This is a genomic window from Marinobacter sp. NSM, from assembly GCF_052380025.1.
GTDB lineage: Bacteria > Pseudomonadota > Gammaproteobacteria > Pseudomonadales > Oleiphilaceae > Marinobacter.
The window spans coordinates 84,660-99,508 of record NZ_JBQTCK010000004.1 but is presented as its reverse complement, the minus strand read 5'-3'; the positions used below and the strand labels follow the sequence as shown (position 1 = coordinate 99,508).

At 57.6% G+C, this 14,849-nt stretch carries 14 protein-coding genes; 6 read left to right on the top strand and 8 right to left on the bottom strand.

The features are described from left to right. The first annotated feature begins 34 nt into the window (after positions 1-34). Positions 35-1,024 carry an alpha/beta hydrolase gene (locus ACTZWX_RS10785; protein WP_444713933.1) on the top strand — a complete coding sequence of 330 codons (990 nt, stop codon included), beginning with the start codon at positions 35-37 and terminating at the stop codon, positions 1,022-1,024. A gap of 56 nt (positions 1,025-1,080) precedes the next feature. Next, a complete protein-coding gene (locus tag ACTZWX_RS10780; RefSeq protein ID WP_138437143.1) occupies positions 1,081-1,737 on the top strand; it encodes an OmpA family protein in 657 nt (218 codons plus the stop codon). Between the two features lie 88 nt (positions 1,738-1,825). Here ACTZWX_RS10780 and ACTZWX_RS10775 read toward each other — a convergent pair whose 3' ends face one another. Both ACTZWX_RS10775 and serA read right to left on the bottom strand, forming a co-directional pair. Further along, on the bottom strand, positions 1,826-2,110 hold the full coding sequence (locus ACTZWX_RS10775) for a hypothetical protein (protein ID WP_444713932.1): 285 nt from the start codon (positions 2,108-2,110) through the stop codon (positions 1,826-1,828). 198 nt (positions 2,111-2,308) lie between these two features. Further along, positions 2,309-3,538 carry a phosphoglycerate dehydrogenase gene (gene serA / locus ACTZWX_RS10770; protein WP_444713931.1) on the bottom strand — a complete coding sequence of 410 codons (1,230 nt, stop codon included), beginning with the start codon at positions 3,536-3,538 and terminating at the stop codon, positions 2,309-2,311. A 187-nt stretch (positions 3,539-3,725) separates the two neighbouring features. Here serA and ACTZWX_RS10765 point away from each other — a divergent pair, with 187 nt between their 5' ends. Together ACTZWX_RS10765 and ACTZWX_RS10760 are read left to right on the top strand one after the other, a co-directional pair. Further along, complete coding sequence (locus tag ACTZWX_RS10765) at positions 3,726-5,129, top strand: FAD-binding oxidoreductase (RefSeq protein ID WP_444713930.1); 1,404 nt, start codon at positions 3,726-3,728, stop codon at positions 5,127-5,129. A 32-nt stretch (positions 5,130-5,161) separates the two neighbouring features. Continuing rightward, positions 5,162-5,839, top strand: coding sequence for an SIR2 family NAD-dependent protein deacylase (locus ACTZWX_RS10760; RefSeq protein ID WP_444713929.1), 678 nt, complete (start codon positions 5,162-5,164; stop codon positions 5,837-5,839). A gap of 169 nt (positions 5,840-6,008) precedes the next feature. Here ACTZWX_RS10760 and ACTZWX_RS10755 read toward each other — a convergent pair whose 3' ends face one another. From ACTZWX_RS10755 to ACTZWX_RS10735, 5 genes are all read right to left on the bottom strand, one after another. After that, positions 6,009-7,313, bottom strand: a complete 1,305-nt coding sequence (locus ACTZWX_RS10755) for an ABC1 kinase family protein (protein WP_444713928.1) — start codon at positions 7,311-7,313, stop codon at positions 6,009-6,011. 60 nt (positions 7,314-7,373) lie between these two features. Further along, complete coding sequence (locus ACTZWX_RS10750; protein WP_444713927.1) at positions 7,374-8,036, bottom strand: fumarylacetoacetate hydrolase family protein; 663 nt, start codon at positions 8,034-8,036, stop codon at positions 7,374-7,376. Between the two features lie 21 nt (positions 8,037-8,057). Beyond that, entirely contained in the window at positions 8,058-8,600 is a 543-nt protein-coding gene (locus tag ACTZWX_RS10745) for an adenine phosphoribosyltransferase (RefSeq protein ID WP_072676649.1), read from the bottom strand. 22 nt (positions 8,601-8,622) lie between these two features. Continuing rightward, complete coding sequence (locus ACTZWX_RS10740; RefSeq protein ID WP_061331616.1) at positions 8,623-9,921, bottom strand: NCS2 family permease; 1,299 nt, start codon at positions 9,919-9,921, stop codon at positions 8,623-8,625. A gap of 131 nt (positions 9,922-10,052) precedes the next feature. Continuing rightward, complete coding sequence (locus ACTZWX_RS10735; RefSeq protein ID WP_444713926.1) at positions 10,053-10,670, bottom strand: trimeric intracellular cation channel family protein; 618 nt, start codon at positions 10,668-10,670, stop codon at positions 10,053-10,055. Positions 10,671-10,892: 222 nt separating this feature from the next. Here ACTZWX_RS10735 and ACTZWX_RS10730 point away from each other — a divergent pair, with 222 nt between their 5' ends. Together ACTZWX_RS10730 and ACTZWX_RS10725 are read left to right on the top strand one after the other, a co-directional pair. Then, positions 10,893-11,462 (top strand): BLUF domain-containing protein, encoded by a 570-nt coding sequence (locus ACTZWX_RS10730; RefSeq protein WP_444713925.1) that lies wholly within the window; start codon positions 10,893-10,895, stop codon positions 11,460-11,462. Between the two features lie 163 nt (positions 11,463-11,625). After that, positions 11,626-12,606 carry an NADPH:quinone oxidoreductase family protein gene (locus ACTZWX_RS10725; protein ID WP_444713924.1) on the top strand — a complete coding sequence of 327 codons (981 nt, stop codon included), beginning with the start codon at positions 11,626-11,628 and terminating at the stop codon, positions 12,604-12,606. A 395-nt stretch (positions 12,607-13,001) separates the two neighbouring features. Here ACTZWX_RS10725 and ACTZWX_RS10720 read toward each other — a convergent pair whose 3' ends face one another. Further along, a complete protein-coding gene (locus tag ACTZWX_RS10720; RefSeq protein ID WP_444713923.1) occupies positions 13,002-14,831 on the bottom strand; it encodes a long-chain-acyl-CoA synthetase in 1,830 nt (609 codons plus the stop codon). Positions 14,832-14,849: the final 18 nt, after the last annotated feature.

Genomic DNA, 14,849 nt, shown 5'->3' with positions numbered 1-14,849 from the left:
CAATTCTCGATTCATGACAGGCGTTTAACTCTACGTGTACTGGAAAACAGATTCCATAGAAATTCCGAACTGGGACAGACATTCTTTGCTGGATCGTCTGGAACCCTTTGATCCGGCCATCAACCGTGAACTCAGTGTCGAGATGGAGGCCTACTGCCGTTTTTATGGCCTGGACTTGTGGGTAGAGCATCCGGAGGTGGCCTACCATCAGGGTTACATCAAGGCTGAGCGGCATGAGGTCATGGTTCATTACTTCCGGCTGCCGGAGTCGTCGGCCCCCAAGGGCACGGTGTTCATCCTGCACGGTTATTTTGATCATGTGGGGCTCTACACGCAGCTGATTGACCGCTGTCTTGGTGCCGGTTTTGATGTCTTGGCCTACGACCAGCCGGGGCACGGGCTTTCGAGCGGCACACCGGCCGCCATCGGCAGCTTCCTGGAATACCAGGCGGTGTTGTCGGAGGTGATGGCGCGGGTGCGGGAAAAAATCCGCGGCCCCTGGTTTGCAGTAGGGCAGAGTACGGGCGGGGCGATTCTGATCGACTACCTGTTGTCGAATCACCATAGCCGGGAAACCTCGGATTTCCGTAGAGTGGTGTTGCTGGCACCGCTGGTGCGCCCCATGGGATGGTTGGGCGCCAAGATTCTGCATAGTCTGGTCAAACCCTTTCTGACCCGCTGGCGCAGGGTGTTTGGCACCAACAGTGGCAATGCCCGCTTTCTGGACTTTCTGCGGGAGCATGATCCCCTGCAGGCCAGGGCCGTGCATGTGGATTGGGTGACTGCCCTGCGTAAATGGGTGCCACATATAGAATCGGCACGGCCGGTGGATTTTCCGGTGACGGTGGTTCAGGGGGAAAAGGATCTGACCGTGGACTGGCAGCACAATTTACGGATTATCCGGAATAAATTTGCCTCAGTAAGGGAACAAAGAATCCCGGATGGGCGTCATCATCTGGTAAACGAAGCGCAGGATTTGCAGGCGACGGTGTTTAACACCATTATTGATACTTTCATCGAGTAATACATTGGTTTGCGCCACGAGTGGCCGCCAGTCAGGAACTGAAGCAGGAGAACACAGTGAAAAAGACCATTCTTGCCTTTGCAGTGGCAACCGTTGGCCTTAGCGGCTGTATGACTTACGACCCTTACACCGGCGAAGAGAAAACCTCCAGTGCCACCAAGGGCAGCATCATTGGTGCTATCGGTGGTGCTGCTGTAGGTGCGGCAACCTCCAGCAAAAGCGACCGCGGCAAGGGCGCGTTGATCGGTGCGGCTGGTGGGGCGGCCATCGGCGGCGGTATCGGCTACTACATGGATCGTCAGGAAGCCGAGCTGCGTCATAAGCTGGAAGGCACTGGCGTTCGGGTGGTTCGCAACGGTGACCAGATTGAATTGATCATGCCTGGAAACATCACTTTCGATACTAACCAGTCCACCATCCGCCCTGGCTTCAACGACACCCTGGAATCCGTGGGTCTGGTGCTCAAGGAATTCGATAAGACGATCATTCAGATTGAAGGCCACACTGACAGCACAGGGTCTGAAAACTACAACCAGCTATTGTCAGAGCGCCGCGCGTCATCCGTTCGTGACTTCCTGCTGAATCAGGGCATTGAGCCGCGCCGGACCCGCGCTGTGGGCTATGGCCAGCGTTATCCGATTGCCTCCAACGACACCGCTTCTGGTCGTGAGCAGAACCGCCGTGTTGAGTTGACCCTGGTGCCGATGCAGTAAAGCCCGGCTGGGTTTTGCCATCGCCCAACGAAAAAGCCCCGGCTGCAAAGACCGGGGCTTTTTGTTTGCCGTGTTGGCAGGTGGAGCATCAGTTGGTGTTACTGGGCAGCCACTCATCAACGCGCTTTTTGAGTTCATCCAGCTGGTTCTCGCCAGACTCCTTCAGCTCGCCCAGCTTGGCCCGGGCCGTTTCGATCTGGTCTTCCATGGCCTGAATGCGCTCTGAGAAGTCCCGCTGAATCTGAGCCTCAGCTTCTTCGTCCTTTGCTTTGGCAATTTTCTCATTGGCCTCGGCTCTCAGGCTTTCGATCTGTTTGCTCCAGTGCTCTGTCTGGGTTTCCAGTTTTCGCTGCAAAGAATCCTTCAATGACATAGCTAACTTTCCTGTCAGGCCGGGCATCTTCCTCGACCATTTCAATGAGTGGTATCTACCAGCATGGCCTCGGGTGCTGGAAACTCAAGGGCGTCAGGATTAAGTTTTGTTGAAGTCACCTTAATTCGGGGTATTGTGGCCCGAAATGGCATAAAAAAACCGGAGCCAAGCCCCGGTTTCTTAGCGTAAGCACTGCGCTCAGAACAATACCCGACAACGGATAGTGCCCTTCACCTGGCGCAATTTTTCCAGTGCCAGCTCTCCGTAGGCCTTGTCAACATCAACTACCACGTAGCCGATGTCTTCCTTGGTTTGCAGGTACTGCCCACACACGTTGATGCCATTCTCTGAGAACACCTGGTTGATCTCGGACATCACGCCCGGCACGTTCTCATGGATGTGCAGCAGGCGGTGCTGGTTCGGGTGCGAAGGCAGGGCCACTTCCGGGAAGTTCACAGAGGAGACGGAGGTGCCGTTATCGCTGTACATGGCCAGCTTTTCGGCTACTTCGCGACCGATGTTTTCCTGAGCCTCAATGGTAGAACCGCCCACGTGCGGGGTCAGGATGCAGTTGTCGAATTCCCGCAGCGGAGAGATGAACTCTTCATCGTTGGACTTCGGCTCAACCGGGAACACGTCTACCGCAGCGCCCAGCAGCTTGCCGGAACGGAGGGCGTTGGCCAGGGCGTCGATGTCGACCACGGTGCCCCGGGATGCGTTCATCAGGATGGAGCCAGGCTTCATCTGGGCGAACTGCTCGGCCTTGAACATGTACTTGGTGGCCGGCGTTTCCGGTACGTGCAGGGAAACCACGTCTGCAATGTTCAGCAGTTCCTGCAGGGTGCCTACCTGAGTGGCATTACCAATCGACAGCTTGGAGACCACATCGTAGAAGTACACGTCCATGCCCAGGCCTTCGGCCAGAACACTGAACTGGGTACCGATATTGCCGTAGCCGATGATGCCAAGCTTCTTGCCACGGATTTCGTAGCTGTTCTTGGCGGATTTCAGCCATTCGCCCCGGTGCGCCTTGGCGCTCTTCTCAGGCACGCCGCGCAGCAGCAGGATGGCCTGGGCCAATACCAGCTCGGCGACGGAGCGAGTGTTGGAAAACGGTGCGTTGAATACCGCAACACCACGGCGGGTGGCGGCTTGCAGGTCGACCTGGTTGGTGCCAATACAGAAACAGCCCACGGCCACCAGCTTTTTGGCGGCGTCAAATACCCTCTCGGTCAGCTGGGTGCGGGAGCGGATACCGACGAAGTGCGCATCGGCAATCTTCTCGATCAGCTCTTCCTCGCCCAGGGAATGGGACAGGTATTCAATGTTGGTGTAACCCGCAGCGTTCAGGGTATCAATGGCGGATTGATGCACGCCTTCCAGCAGCAGGATCCGGATTTTGCTCTTTTCGAGAGACGTATTTGACATGGGCTTGCTTCCGAACCTTTCGTCACGTGAAATGACCGCGGCCGGGGATCGTCAACCCGGCTCACAGAACAGGGGCGATATGATACCATAAAAGGAACTTTTCACAGCGCGCCGGTTTGCCTGAATCAATTCCTTGCGAATCGCCGAACCACAGGCCCGGCCCAAACCTGACGAGACTGACGCATCCATGAATTCCGAACAGATCATTGCTTCCCTGAAAGAGCTGGTAGCCGCCGGTGACGCACCGGGAAAAGTGCTGACGGACCCGGCCGACCTGGACACCTACGGCAAGGACTGGACCAAGATCTATCCCCCCAAACCACTGGCAATTGTTCTGCCCAAGACCACTGAGCAGGTGCAGGCGCTGGTGAAGTTTGCCAATGAGAACCAGATAGCGCTGGTGCCTTCAGGCGGACGTACGGGTTTGAGTGCCGGTGCGGTGGCGGCGAACGGTGAGGTGGTCGTCGCGTTCGACAACATGAACCAGATTCTGGATTTCAACGCCAGCGACCGCATTGTGCGTTGCCAGGCCGGTGTCGTCACGGAGCAGCTGCAGAACTTTGCCGAAGAAAACGGCCTGTACTACCCGGTGGATTTTGCCTCCGCGGGCTCCAGCCAGCTCGGCGGTAACCTGTCCACCAATGCTGGCGGCATCAAGGTGATCCGCTACGGCATGAGCCGCGACTGGGTGGCCGGCCTGAAAGTGGTCACCGGCAAGGGCGATATCCTGGACCTGAACAAGGACCTGGAAAAGAACAACACCGGCTACGACCTGCGCCATCTGTTTATCGGTGCCGAGGGTACCCTGGGCTTCATTACCGAAGCCACCATGAAGCTCACCCGCCAACCAGACAACCTGACCGTGCTGGTGCTGGGGCTGGGCGACCTGACCAACACCATGGATGTGCTGCAGGAGTTCCAGAGCAAGCTGGACCTGACCGCCTACGAGTTCTTCTCCCATCAGGCCATGGGCCACGTTCTGGCTCACGGCCAGGTGCAGGCGCCGTTTGAAACTGAAGCGCCTTATTATGCCCTGCTGGAGTTCGAGGCAGTCTCTGACCAGGTAATGGACGACGCCATGGCGCTGTTCGAGCACTGCGTTGAGGAAGGCTGGGTACTGGATGGCGTGATCAGCCAGAGCGAAACCCAGGCCCAGAACCTGTGGCAGCTGCGGGAGCGGATTTCCGAATCCATCGCCCCGCGCACGCCTTACAAGAACGACATTTCCGTGGTGGTGTCCAAGGTGCCGGGGTTTCTGCAGGAAATCGAGAGCGTGGTAACCGACCATTACCCGGATTTCGAGATTATCTGGTTCGGTCATATTGGAGACGGCAACCTGCACCTGAACATTCTCAAGCCTGAAGGCATGGCTAACGAAGATTTCTTCGAGAAATGCCAGCAGGTGAACAAGTGGGTGTTCGAGATTGTTGAACGCTACCAGGGCAGTGTTTCCGCCGAACATGGCGTCGGCATGACCAAGAAGCCATACTTGCAGTACACCCGCAGCGAAGCCGAAATTGCCTATCTGCGCGGCATCAAGCAGGTGTTCGACCCCAATGGCATCATGAACCCGGGTAAAATCTTCGATTGATCCGGGTTCTTTGAAGGCGAGGTTTTCGGCGAGTGCAGGAACACATTGTTGTGCTCACCGGCGCTGGTATCAGCGCCGAAAGCGGTCTCTCCACCTTCCGCGACAGCGGCGGCCTGTGGGAGCAACACAGCGTGTACGATGTGGCCACGCCGGAGGCTTTTGCCCGTAACCAGGAACTGGTGCTGCGTTTCTACAATGAGCGCCGGCACCAGCTGAAATCTGCCCAGCCCAATCCTGCCCATCGCATGCTGGCTGAGCTGGAAAGCCGCTACCGCGTCACAGTGGTTACCCAGAACGTGGATGACCTGCACGAGCGGGGCGGCTCCACCAACGTTCTGCACCTTCACGGCGAACTCACCAAGGCCCGCAGCTCTGGTTTTCCTGAGCTGATCTACGACATCGGCTACAATGAAATCCACCCCGGCGATGTATGCGAACGCGGCACCCAGCTGCGGCCGCATATTGTCTGGTTCGGTGAGGAAGTGCCGATGCTGGATGCGGCAGCGGAGGTGGTTCGTACTGCTGACCGGCTGTTGATCGTGGGCACGTCACTTCAGGTCTACCCCGCCGCCGGGCTGGTCTACGAAGTGGATATTGATGTGCCCATCACGGTGATCGATCCCGGCGAGCCTGCCTCGGTTTCCAGGGCAAGGGTCATTCGCAAAAGTGCGAGTGACGGCTTGAGTGAGTGGGTCTCGACGTTGACCTAGCACCCACGTTTGGAGTGCTGCTATGGGGAAGGCTTTCCAAAACTGTGCGGAGCCATGGATGGCGGAGCCCAAGCGTCACAGGGATGTGCCGCAAGGAGCGTGTTTTGGAAAGCCTTCCCCATAGCAGCACTGCGCTCGATAGTTGGCCCTCCCCGACAGGGCTCTTGCCTCAACCACGGAGGTATTTCTCGAGTTCTGATCTAAAGGCCGCCTGTACGCCCAGCCTTTTTAACATCCAGTAGTGCCCTGCAATCATCCGGTCTATAAAGATGCTCTCCACGGGTGGCTTGAAGTAATCCAAGTACTTGAACACGGTGCTGGTTTTTGCCGCTACGTGCTTGTGGATGTCGGCCTCGGCAAAGTCGTAAGGCTCATCATTCAGGAACGGAATGATCAGGATGTCCCGCCACATGGCGTAGTAGGCTTCGTCAACTGCTGGTTGATTATCAACCCTGGCGCCAAGATCGATCAGGTATTGATCGAGAGCCTGGTAATCTTCATCCAACGCTGCAATCAAGGCCTTACGGTAAGCCTCGACAATCTCCGGCTTCAGCTTCTTCACGCACCCGAAGTCGTACATGATGATGGTGCCGTCCGGCCGGTAGGCGAAGTTGCCGGCGTGTGGGTCGCCGTGGATGCATTGGAAGCGGAACAGTTGGTCGGCCATGATGGTGAAGATGCGGTGGCCGATTTCGTTAAGAGTGTCCTGGCTATAGCGTTCCGGGGTGACCTTGCTGACATGGTCGCCTTCCACCAGTTCCAGGGTCAGTACCCGTCGGGTGGAGTGGCTGTCGACCACCTCCGGAATAACCACCCAGGGCTGGTCTTTGTGGAATTCGCGAAAGAGTTTGAGATTGCGGGCTTCGTTTTCGTAGTCCAGTTCTTCTTTCAGGCGCAGGCGGATTTCGCCGAACAGCTGGTCTACGGTCTCCTTTGGCATTTTCAGCAGGCCGCCCAGCTTCAGGGCCAGGCGTAGCTGTTTCAGGTCGGAGTCACAGGATTCGTCAACGCCTGGGTACTGCACCTTGACGATCACATCGGTGCCATCGTGCAGGCGGGCGCGATGTACCTGGCCAATGGAGGCGGACGCGTAAGGGGTTTCCTGCAGGTACTCGAACAGTTCACCCACCGGTTTGCCCAGCTCGCTCTCCATCTGCGCAAGAATGACATCGAAAGGCATGGGTGGGGCTTCTTTCTGGAGCTTTTCCAGAGCCTGGGAAAACTCTTTGGGCAGGAAGTCCTGGGTCTGGGACGCAATTTGCCCCACCTTCATCACTGCACCCTTGAGTTCACCCAAGGTGTCGGCAATCTCGCCGGCCATACGGGTGTAACTTTCGCTACGAGCGCCTTCGTCGTCGACGGTGCGGAACATGCGCCGCGCCCTTTGGCCTGCGTACTGGCCCGCCACGGAGGCGGTCATGCCCGCGAGTTTGAAGAAGCGTCCTGTACGGGACGTAACTGGTTTCTTCGCCATGGTCCTGTCTGTTTCCCCTGAAACGCGTGGTTCGCCTGAATATGCGTTCAGGCGGGCAAATCAGACCACTGTTGTCTCCACAAACAGCACATCTTCCAGTTCCAGCGACAGGGTCTGGCCGGAGACGAGCGGCCCGACCCCTTTGGGAGTTCCGGTCAGCACCACGTCCCCGGGCTGAAGGGTGAACTGGCTGCTCATGTGGGCGATCAGCGGCACAATGGGGTTCAGCATATCACGGGTGTCGCCGGTCTGTTGGCGTTGTCCGTTTATGTCCAGAGTGAAACGGATATTGCCTTTGGGAAGCTTGTCGGCAGCCACAAACGGGGAGAGCGGGCAGGCGCCGTCAAAGGCCTTGGCTCGCTCCCAGGGCTGGCCTTTCTCCTTGAGCTTGCTTTGCACATCCCGCAGCGTCAGGTCCAGCGCCAGGCCGTAGCCCAGAATGGCACCCTCGGCTTCGCTGGCAGAGGCGTTGGTGAGCGGCCGGCCGATGAGCACGGCCAGCTCAGTTTCAAAGTGGACTTCGCCCTGGTTGCGGGGGAAGTCCAGAGGGCGGGTGATGTGCACCGCTGCCGTTGAGGGTTTGATAAACAGCAGCGGCTCGTCGGGCACCGGGTTGTTCAGTTCACGCGCGTGCTCGGCGTAGTTGCGACCAATGCACACGATTTTGCCCAGAGGCATATGAACCGGTGTGCCATCTTTCCAGTGATGTTGATAATCGGGCATGGTCGCCTCCTTTAACGGTGGTTATTCTCCCTCGAACGAACACACAGTATAAACCTGCAGGCCGTCTTCCTGCAGCTTGCGCGAACCGCCCAGGTCCGGCAGGTCGATCATGGCGGCGACTTCCACGATCTCCGCGCCAATACGCCGAATCAGTCGGGTAGCGGCCAGCATGGTGCCGCCGGTGGCGATCAGGTCGTCTACCAGTACCACTTTATCGCCCGGCTTGAAGGCGTCCTTGTGCAGCTCCACCGACGCCGTGCCGTATTCCAGCTCGTAGTCTTCCACCAGGGTATCAAAGGGAAGTTTACCCTTCTTACGTACCAGCACCAGTGAGGCGTTGAGCTCGTAGGCCAGGGCCGAGCCGATGATAAATCCGCGGGCATCCACCGCTGCCACAGCGTCGATATGTTGGCCATGGTAGCGGTGAACAAAGGCGTCAATCAGCTTGCGAAATGCGGTTTTGTCTTGCAGAACCGTGGTGATATCCCGGAAGGAAACACCGGGTTTGGGCCAGTCCGGCACGGTGCGGATGGCTTTCTTTATACTCTCGGAAAAATAATCCATAACTCACCTGTGCGGACCTGGCTTACGCCAGATCCAGGAACATGAATTTCAGAACGAAGACAACGGCGATGGTGGTGACACTCCAGTTCAGGTCAGACCATTTGCCGGCCAGGGCCTTGACTGCCACGTAGGTGATAAAGCCGAGGGCAATACCATGGGCGATGGAAAACGTCAGCGGCATCATTAAGGCGGTGACGATGGCCGGTGCGATGTCGGTGATGTCGTCCCAGTCCACCAGTTTCAGACCACTGGCCATCAGACAGGCAACGTAAAGCAACGCCGGGGCCGTTGCGTAAGGCGGGATCACGCTGGCAATGGGTGAGAATAGCAGACAGGCCAGGAACAGCAGGGCGACCACGACGGCAGTCAGGCCGGTGCGGCCACCCGCCGCGATACCGGCGGTGGATTCCACATAACTGGTGGTGGTGGAGGTGCCCAGGGCAGAGCCCGCCATGGTTGCGACCGAATCCGACATCAGGGCCCGGCCCAGGCGCGGCAGTTTGCCGTCTTTATCCAGCAGGCCGCCTTTCTGGGCAGCGCCCACCAGGGTGCCGGAAGTATCGAACAGATCCACAAACAGGAAGGCAAACACCACGCTGATCATGCCTACGTTCAGGGCGCCGGCCAGGTCCAGTTGCATGAAGGTGGGGGCAATGCTTGGCGGCGCCGACACAAGCCCCTGGTATTCCACCATACCCAGCATCATCGCGATCACCGTAATGGCGATAATGCCGATCATCACAGAGCCGGTGATCTGACGGAAAGACAACGCGCAGATCAGTACAAAACCACCGAAGAACAGCAGTGCCTCGGGTACCATGACGTCACCCAGGCTGACCAGCGTGGCGGGGTGATCAACCACAATGCCGGCGTTCTTCAGGGCGATCAGGGCCAGGAAGAAGCCGATGCCGGCAGAAATGCCGAACCGCAGCGACATGGGAATGGAATTGATGATCCACTCCCGCACCTTGAAGATGCTCAACAGGAAGAACAGGAAACCGGACAGGAACACGGCTCCCAGAGCCACCTGCCAAGTATAGCCCATGCTGCCAACCACGGTGAACGAGAAGAACGCGTTCAGGCCCATGCCCGGGGCCAGTGCGATCGGGTAGTTGGCCCACAGGCCCATAATCAGGGTGCCGATTACTGCCGCCAGGCAGGTCGCAACAAACACCGCACCGAAATCCATGCCGGTGGAGGACAGTAGGCTGGGGTTGACCACGATGATGTAAGCCATGGTCAGGAAGGTGGTAATACCCGCGACCACTTCTTTACGAACATTGGTGCCGTGGGCCTGGAGTTGGAACAGTCGTTCAAGCATGACGGGGGTCTGCCTCTCGGGATGCCTGGGTTGGGGGTTGAAACTCTGTTTACGTGCGGAAATCGTGAACTGGGTGAAAAAACGGCAATCTTACCGGCTCATAACGCTGAGGCCAAGGGATGATTGACAGTTCAGTTTGCCATGTGGTCGCGTTGAAGCCGGATATCGAAACGCACTGCCAGCATGCGCACGATTACAATGAACAGTAGGCCAATGGTCAGCGCAATGGATTCGCTTTCCAGATACCACTGGCACACAAAGTACAGCCAGCAGCCGGCAAACGCGATGGAGGCGTAGATTTGATCCTTGCGGAAGATAAACGGCACTTCGTTGCACAGGGTGTCTCGCAGTGCACCGCCGAAGCAGCCCGTCATTACCCCAAGCATGGAGGCGATAAACCAGGAATGGCCCAGATCCAGCGCCAGCTGGGCGCCGAGAATCGAGAAAATGCCGAGGCCAATGGCATCCGGAAAGACGATACGGGATTCCTTGAGGCTGTGCGCCCGGCTCCAGTAACTGAACACAATCGCCATGGCCAGAATCAGGATAGGCTGCTCCTGGTGCTTGATCCAGTACAGCGGGTGGTTATCCATGATCAGATCCCGCAACGTGCCACCACCCAGAGCAGTAATAAAACCGATGGCGAAAATGCCCACGGGGTCCATGTTCTTCGAACGCGCGACAATCATGCCGGAAATGGCAAATGCCACAACCCCAATCATTTCAAGTGTATAGATGATGTCGAACATGGCCGGCTCTGGGGCAGAAAGTGTACGTAAGCAAAGGCGATCAAACGGGAGCGCGGAGGATAGCTGAAAACGGGCTCGAATTCACCTGACGACACGCCATTGTGCCGGGCCAGGATGAAGACCAGAGACAGGATGCAGAATTACCCGGGGAGTGATCTGTCAGCCGCTGGCAGGGCGTATGTTCACCGGCCCCTGTTTTCATTGATCCGGAGTACACCATAAATGCCGCTGATTCGTCTTGCCTACGCCAGTGAAGCGACCTTTGAAGCCAAGCCCCTGGAGCAAGGGGTAGAGCCCCACGTTGCCCGTATTCTGCTTGTGTCTCGTCGGAACAACGGAAAAGTGGGCCTTGTGGGAGGGCTGTATTACGGTGACAACCGCTTTTTCCAATACCTGGAAGGCGAAGAAGAAGCCGTTCGGGACACTTACCAGAGAATTCTTCAGGACCCAAGGCATCGTAATGTCCGGACGTTGATCGAGGAACCTGTGGCCGAGCGTTCGTTCACAAACTGGTCGATGAAGTACGTGCCGGCGTCTGCAGACGTTCAGGCATTTCTTCAGAAGCACCAATTGCCAGAGTTCAATCCATCCGCTTTTGACAGCACCCAGTGTGAAGAAATGATTGACCTGATCCGACGCTCCAGCCAGGACCAGAAACTGGTCAACCACGACGAGCCGGTGCGCAGTAAGTCGCCCGCCCCACAAACCCTGTCACCAGGCCTTAAAGCCGGTCTGGTTGTTGCTGCGGTGGGGCTGGTCGTGGTGCTGGCGGTTAGCGCGACTATGTTATAGGGCTGCATCAGCGTGGTTTATGCAAAACGATAAACGATCTTGATTTGCTTCATGATGCAACTGCGTTTAGCTTGGTGCGATTCAATAAAAAAGCTGAACAAGGCGCCGCTTGAGCCTGAACACTGCAGTTACGCTGATCGGCCCCAAGGCATCAGGAGAGATCATGAAAGCCATTCTGTGCAAAGAATACGGACCTGCCGAAAACCTGGTTATTGAAGACATCCCAAGCCCGGAAGCCAAGGGCCGGGGCGTGAAAATCCGGGTCAAGGCCGCGGGCCTCAACTTCCCGGATACCCTGATCATCGAGGGCAAGTACCAGTTGCAGCCACCCATGCCGTTTTCACCGGGCGGCGAACTGGCGGGTGAAGTGATTGAAGTAGGCGAAAAAGTCACCCGCTTCAAACCAGGCGACCGCGTGGCGGCCCTCACCGGCTGGGGTGCGTTCGCAGAAGAGGTCGTTGCCCCCGAATCCAATCTGTTGCCCCTTCCTGACGGCATGCCCCACGAACAGGCCGCTGGCTTTATGATGGTGTATGGCACCTCCTATTACGCACTGAAGCAACGGGCCAACATCCAGCCCGGTGAAACCCTGCTGGTGCTCGGCGCCAGCGGTGGCGTCGGCCTTGCCACGGTGGAGCTGGGCAAGGCCATGGGCGCGAAGGTAATCGCGGCGGCCAGCACCGTAGAGAAGCTGGAGGTGGCCAAAGCCGCAGGCGCTGATGAGCTGATCAACTACTCCGAAGAATCTCTGAAAGATGCGGTGAAGAAGCTCACCAAAGGCAAGGGCGTAGACGTGATCTACGACCCTGTCGGCGGCGACTTCACCGAACAGGCCCTGCGCTCCATGGCCTGGAATGGCCGCCACTTGATCATCGGCTTTGCCGCGGGCGATATTCCAAAGGTGCCGGCGAACCTGACGTTGTTGAAGGGTTGTTCGGTAGTCGGCGTGTTCTGGGGCAGCTTCACCCAGCGGGAGCCGGAGGCCAGTGCCCGGAATATGATGGAGCTGTTGCAGTTGTACAGCGAGGGCAAAATCGACCCGAAGGTCAGCGAAGTATTCGAATTCGACCAGTACGCCGAGGCTCTGGGTGCCCTGACCGGTCGCCGTGCTACTGGCAAGATTGTTCTTCGGGTTGGTTCTTAGGTCTGGTTTGGGCTCCTAGCTTTTTAGGCTGGGTGCTGGGTACGAGTGGGTGGCCCCTCCCAAAAAACGCTACGAGCACATCCATGTGCGCTTCGCTCCGGCCATCCATGGCCTCCGAGATTTTTGGGAGGGGCCACCCACTCGTCCCTTCAACTGTTCGGTTGTAGTCTGCATTAGTCCCTGGATAGGAGCTGGACTAGTAGCGGTGTTTTTAGACTATTACTCGATGCTCGAATAGCCGGGTTGGCTTGGGCTTCCAAAAAATCTTGAGGGCCAAGGATGGCCCGAACGAAGCGCACATGGATGTGCTCGTAGCGTTTTTTTGGAAGCCCAAGCCAACCCGGCTAACTCAGAAACAAACAGGCTAGGGCCAAACTAGACCCCACCACCAAAAGTCAGAACCGAACACCACCAGCATCGATATCGGCCACCAACTCCGGCGTAAGCTGCGTGTACGAGGATGAGCCCGGAAGCCACGCGTAAACCTCCTCATGGGGACGGTCCAGTGAATAGCCCAGTTTCTGGATATCCACCTTCCGATACTTGAACGTCCCCGTCTTCTCGATGGCGTGGGTGACCCGCACGAATACCGGTATTGCATACGGTGGCAAATTGTCCTGAAGGTAAGCAAACAGCTTATCGGCATCAAACTCCGCCTCCGGATTTTGCGGTACCAGTGTCACCATGCCCGCCTTGCCGTTGGTTTTGGGAATTTCCACACCATAGACAATGGCTTCCTGAACCATACCGGAGCCGTCGATGATGTTTTCCACCTCCGTGGTTGAAACGTTTTCACCCTTCCAGCGGAAGGTATCGCCCATGCGGTCCACAAACTGCAGGTGCCGGCAGCCGATTTCCTTCAACACATCGCCGGTATTGAACCAGGCATCGCCTTTTTTGAAGGCATCGCGAAGGATCGATTTTTCCGTGGCCTCTTTCTGGGTATAGCCCTCGAACGCCCACTTCTTGTTGATCTCGCCGATCAGCAAACCTGGCTGGCCTTTCTTCACTTCTTCCAGGCGGCCCTTGTCATTGCGGATCGGGTCTCGGGTGCCTTCGTGGTACTTCACCAGCTTGTACGGGGCAGTGGAGAAACCCACGGTGTTGTCCATGTTGAAGAAGTTGCTGAAGCCGATGTTGCCCTCAGACGAGGCGTACAGCTCCGCCACTTTGTCGATGCCGAAACGCTCCTTGAACTCAGTCCAGATAGACGGGCGCAGGCCGTTGCCGATCATTTTGGTCAGGCCGTGGTTGCGGTCCTGGTCGCTGGCGGGCTGGTTCAGCAGGTAGCGGCAGAGCTCGCCCACGTAGCCGAAAGTGGTGGCGTTGTATTTTCGGACGTCGTCCCAGAACGCGCTGGCGGAGAACTTTCGGCGCAGGGCGATGGCGGAGCCGCCGGCCAGTACCGAGCCCCAGCACACCAGCAGCGCGGTGCCGTGATACAGGGGGAGGGTGCAGTACAGGACGTCTTCCGGTTCCATGGCCAGGGACAGCATGCCAAAGCCGCCATAGGCTCGGATAAACTTGCGGTGTGAGCCTGGTGCGGCCTTGGGCAGGCCGGTGGTGCCGGAGGTGTAAAGGTAGACCGCGGTGTCGCCCATGGTGACGTTGTTAGAGAGCATGGGGCGGGTGGATGATCGCTGGCTGACCTCAAACGCCATGTTGGTGTAGCCCTCTGGGGCTTCGCCAAACATATTCAGGGTATTAGCATCGGCCAGGTACTGTAGGGGTTTGCTGTGGCGTAGTTGAACGTCGTCTCGCACACCTTCGGCGTGGTCAACCAGTTCGGCGCCCACCACCAGCATGCGCGGCTGGATCAGGTTGATGCTGTGGGCCAGGACCTTGCCCTTCTGTGAGGTATTTAGCATAGCGCAGGCGACGCCGACTTTGGCGGCGCCAACTACCGTGGCCAGCAACTCTGGCCGGTTATCCAGCAGTACGGCAATGGCATCGCCCTTTACCAGTCCCTGGTCTTTCAGGTAATGGGCAATCCGGTTGCTCCAGGCGTCGAGCTCAGACCAGGTAGTGGTGCGATCATCAAACAGAATGGCCGGGCGGTTGGGGTATTTGTCAGCGTTGCGTTCGACCAGCCGGCCCAGTGTCAGGTCTTTTTTGTCGTCCTTCAGCCGGTAGTAATAAAGCCCCTTGGCCACGTAGGGGAATTTTTTCAGTACCGTCGGCAGGCTACGTATGATGTCGCGCGCGGTTACGATCTCTTGGCTCATGTTGCTTCCGTTTCAGTC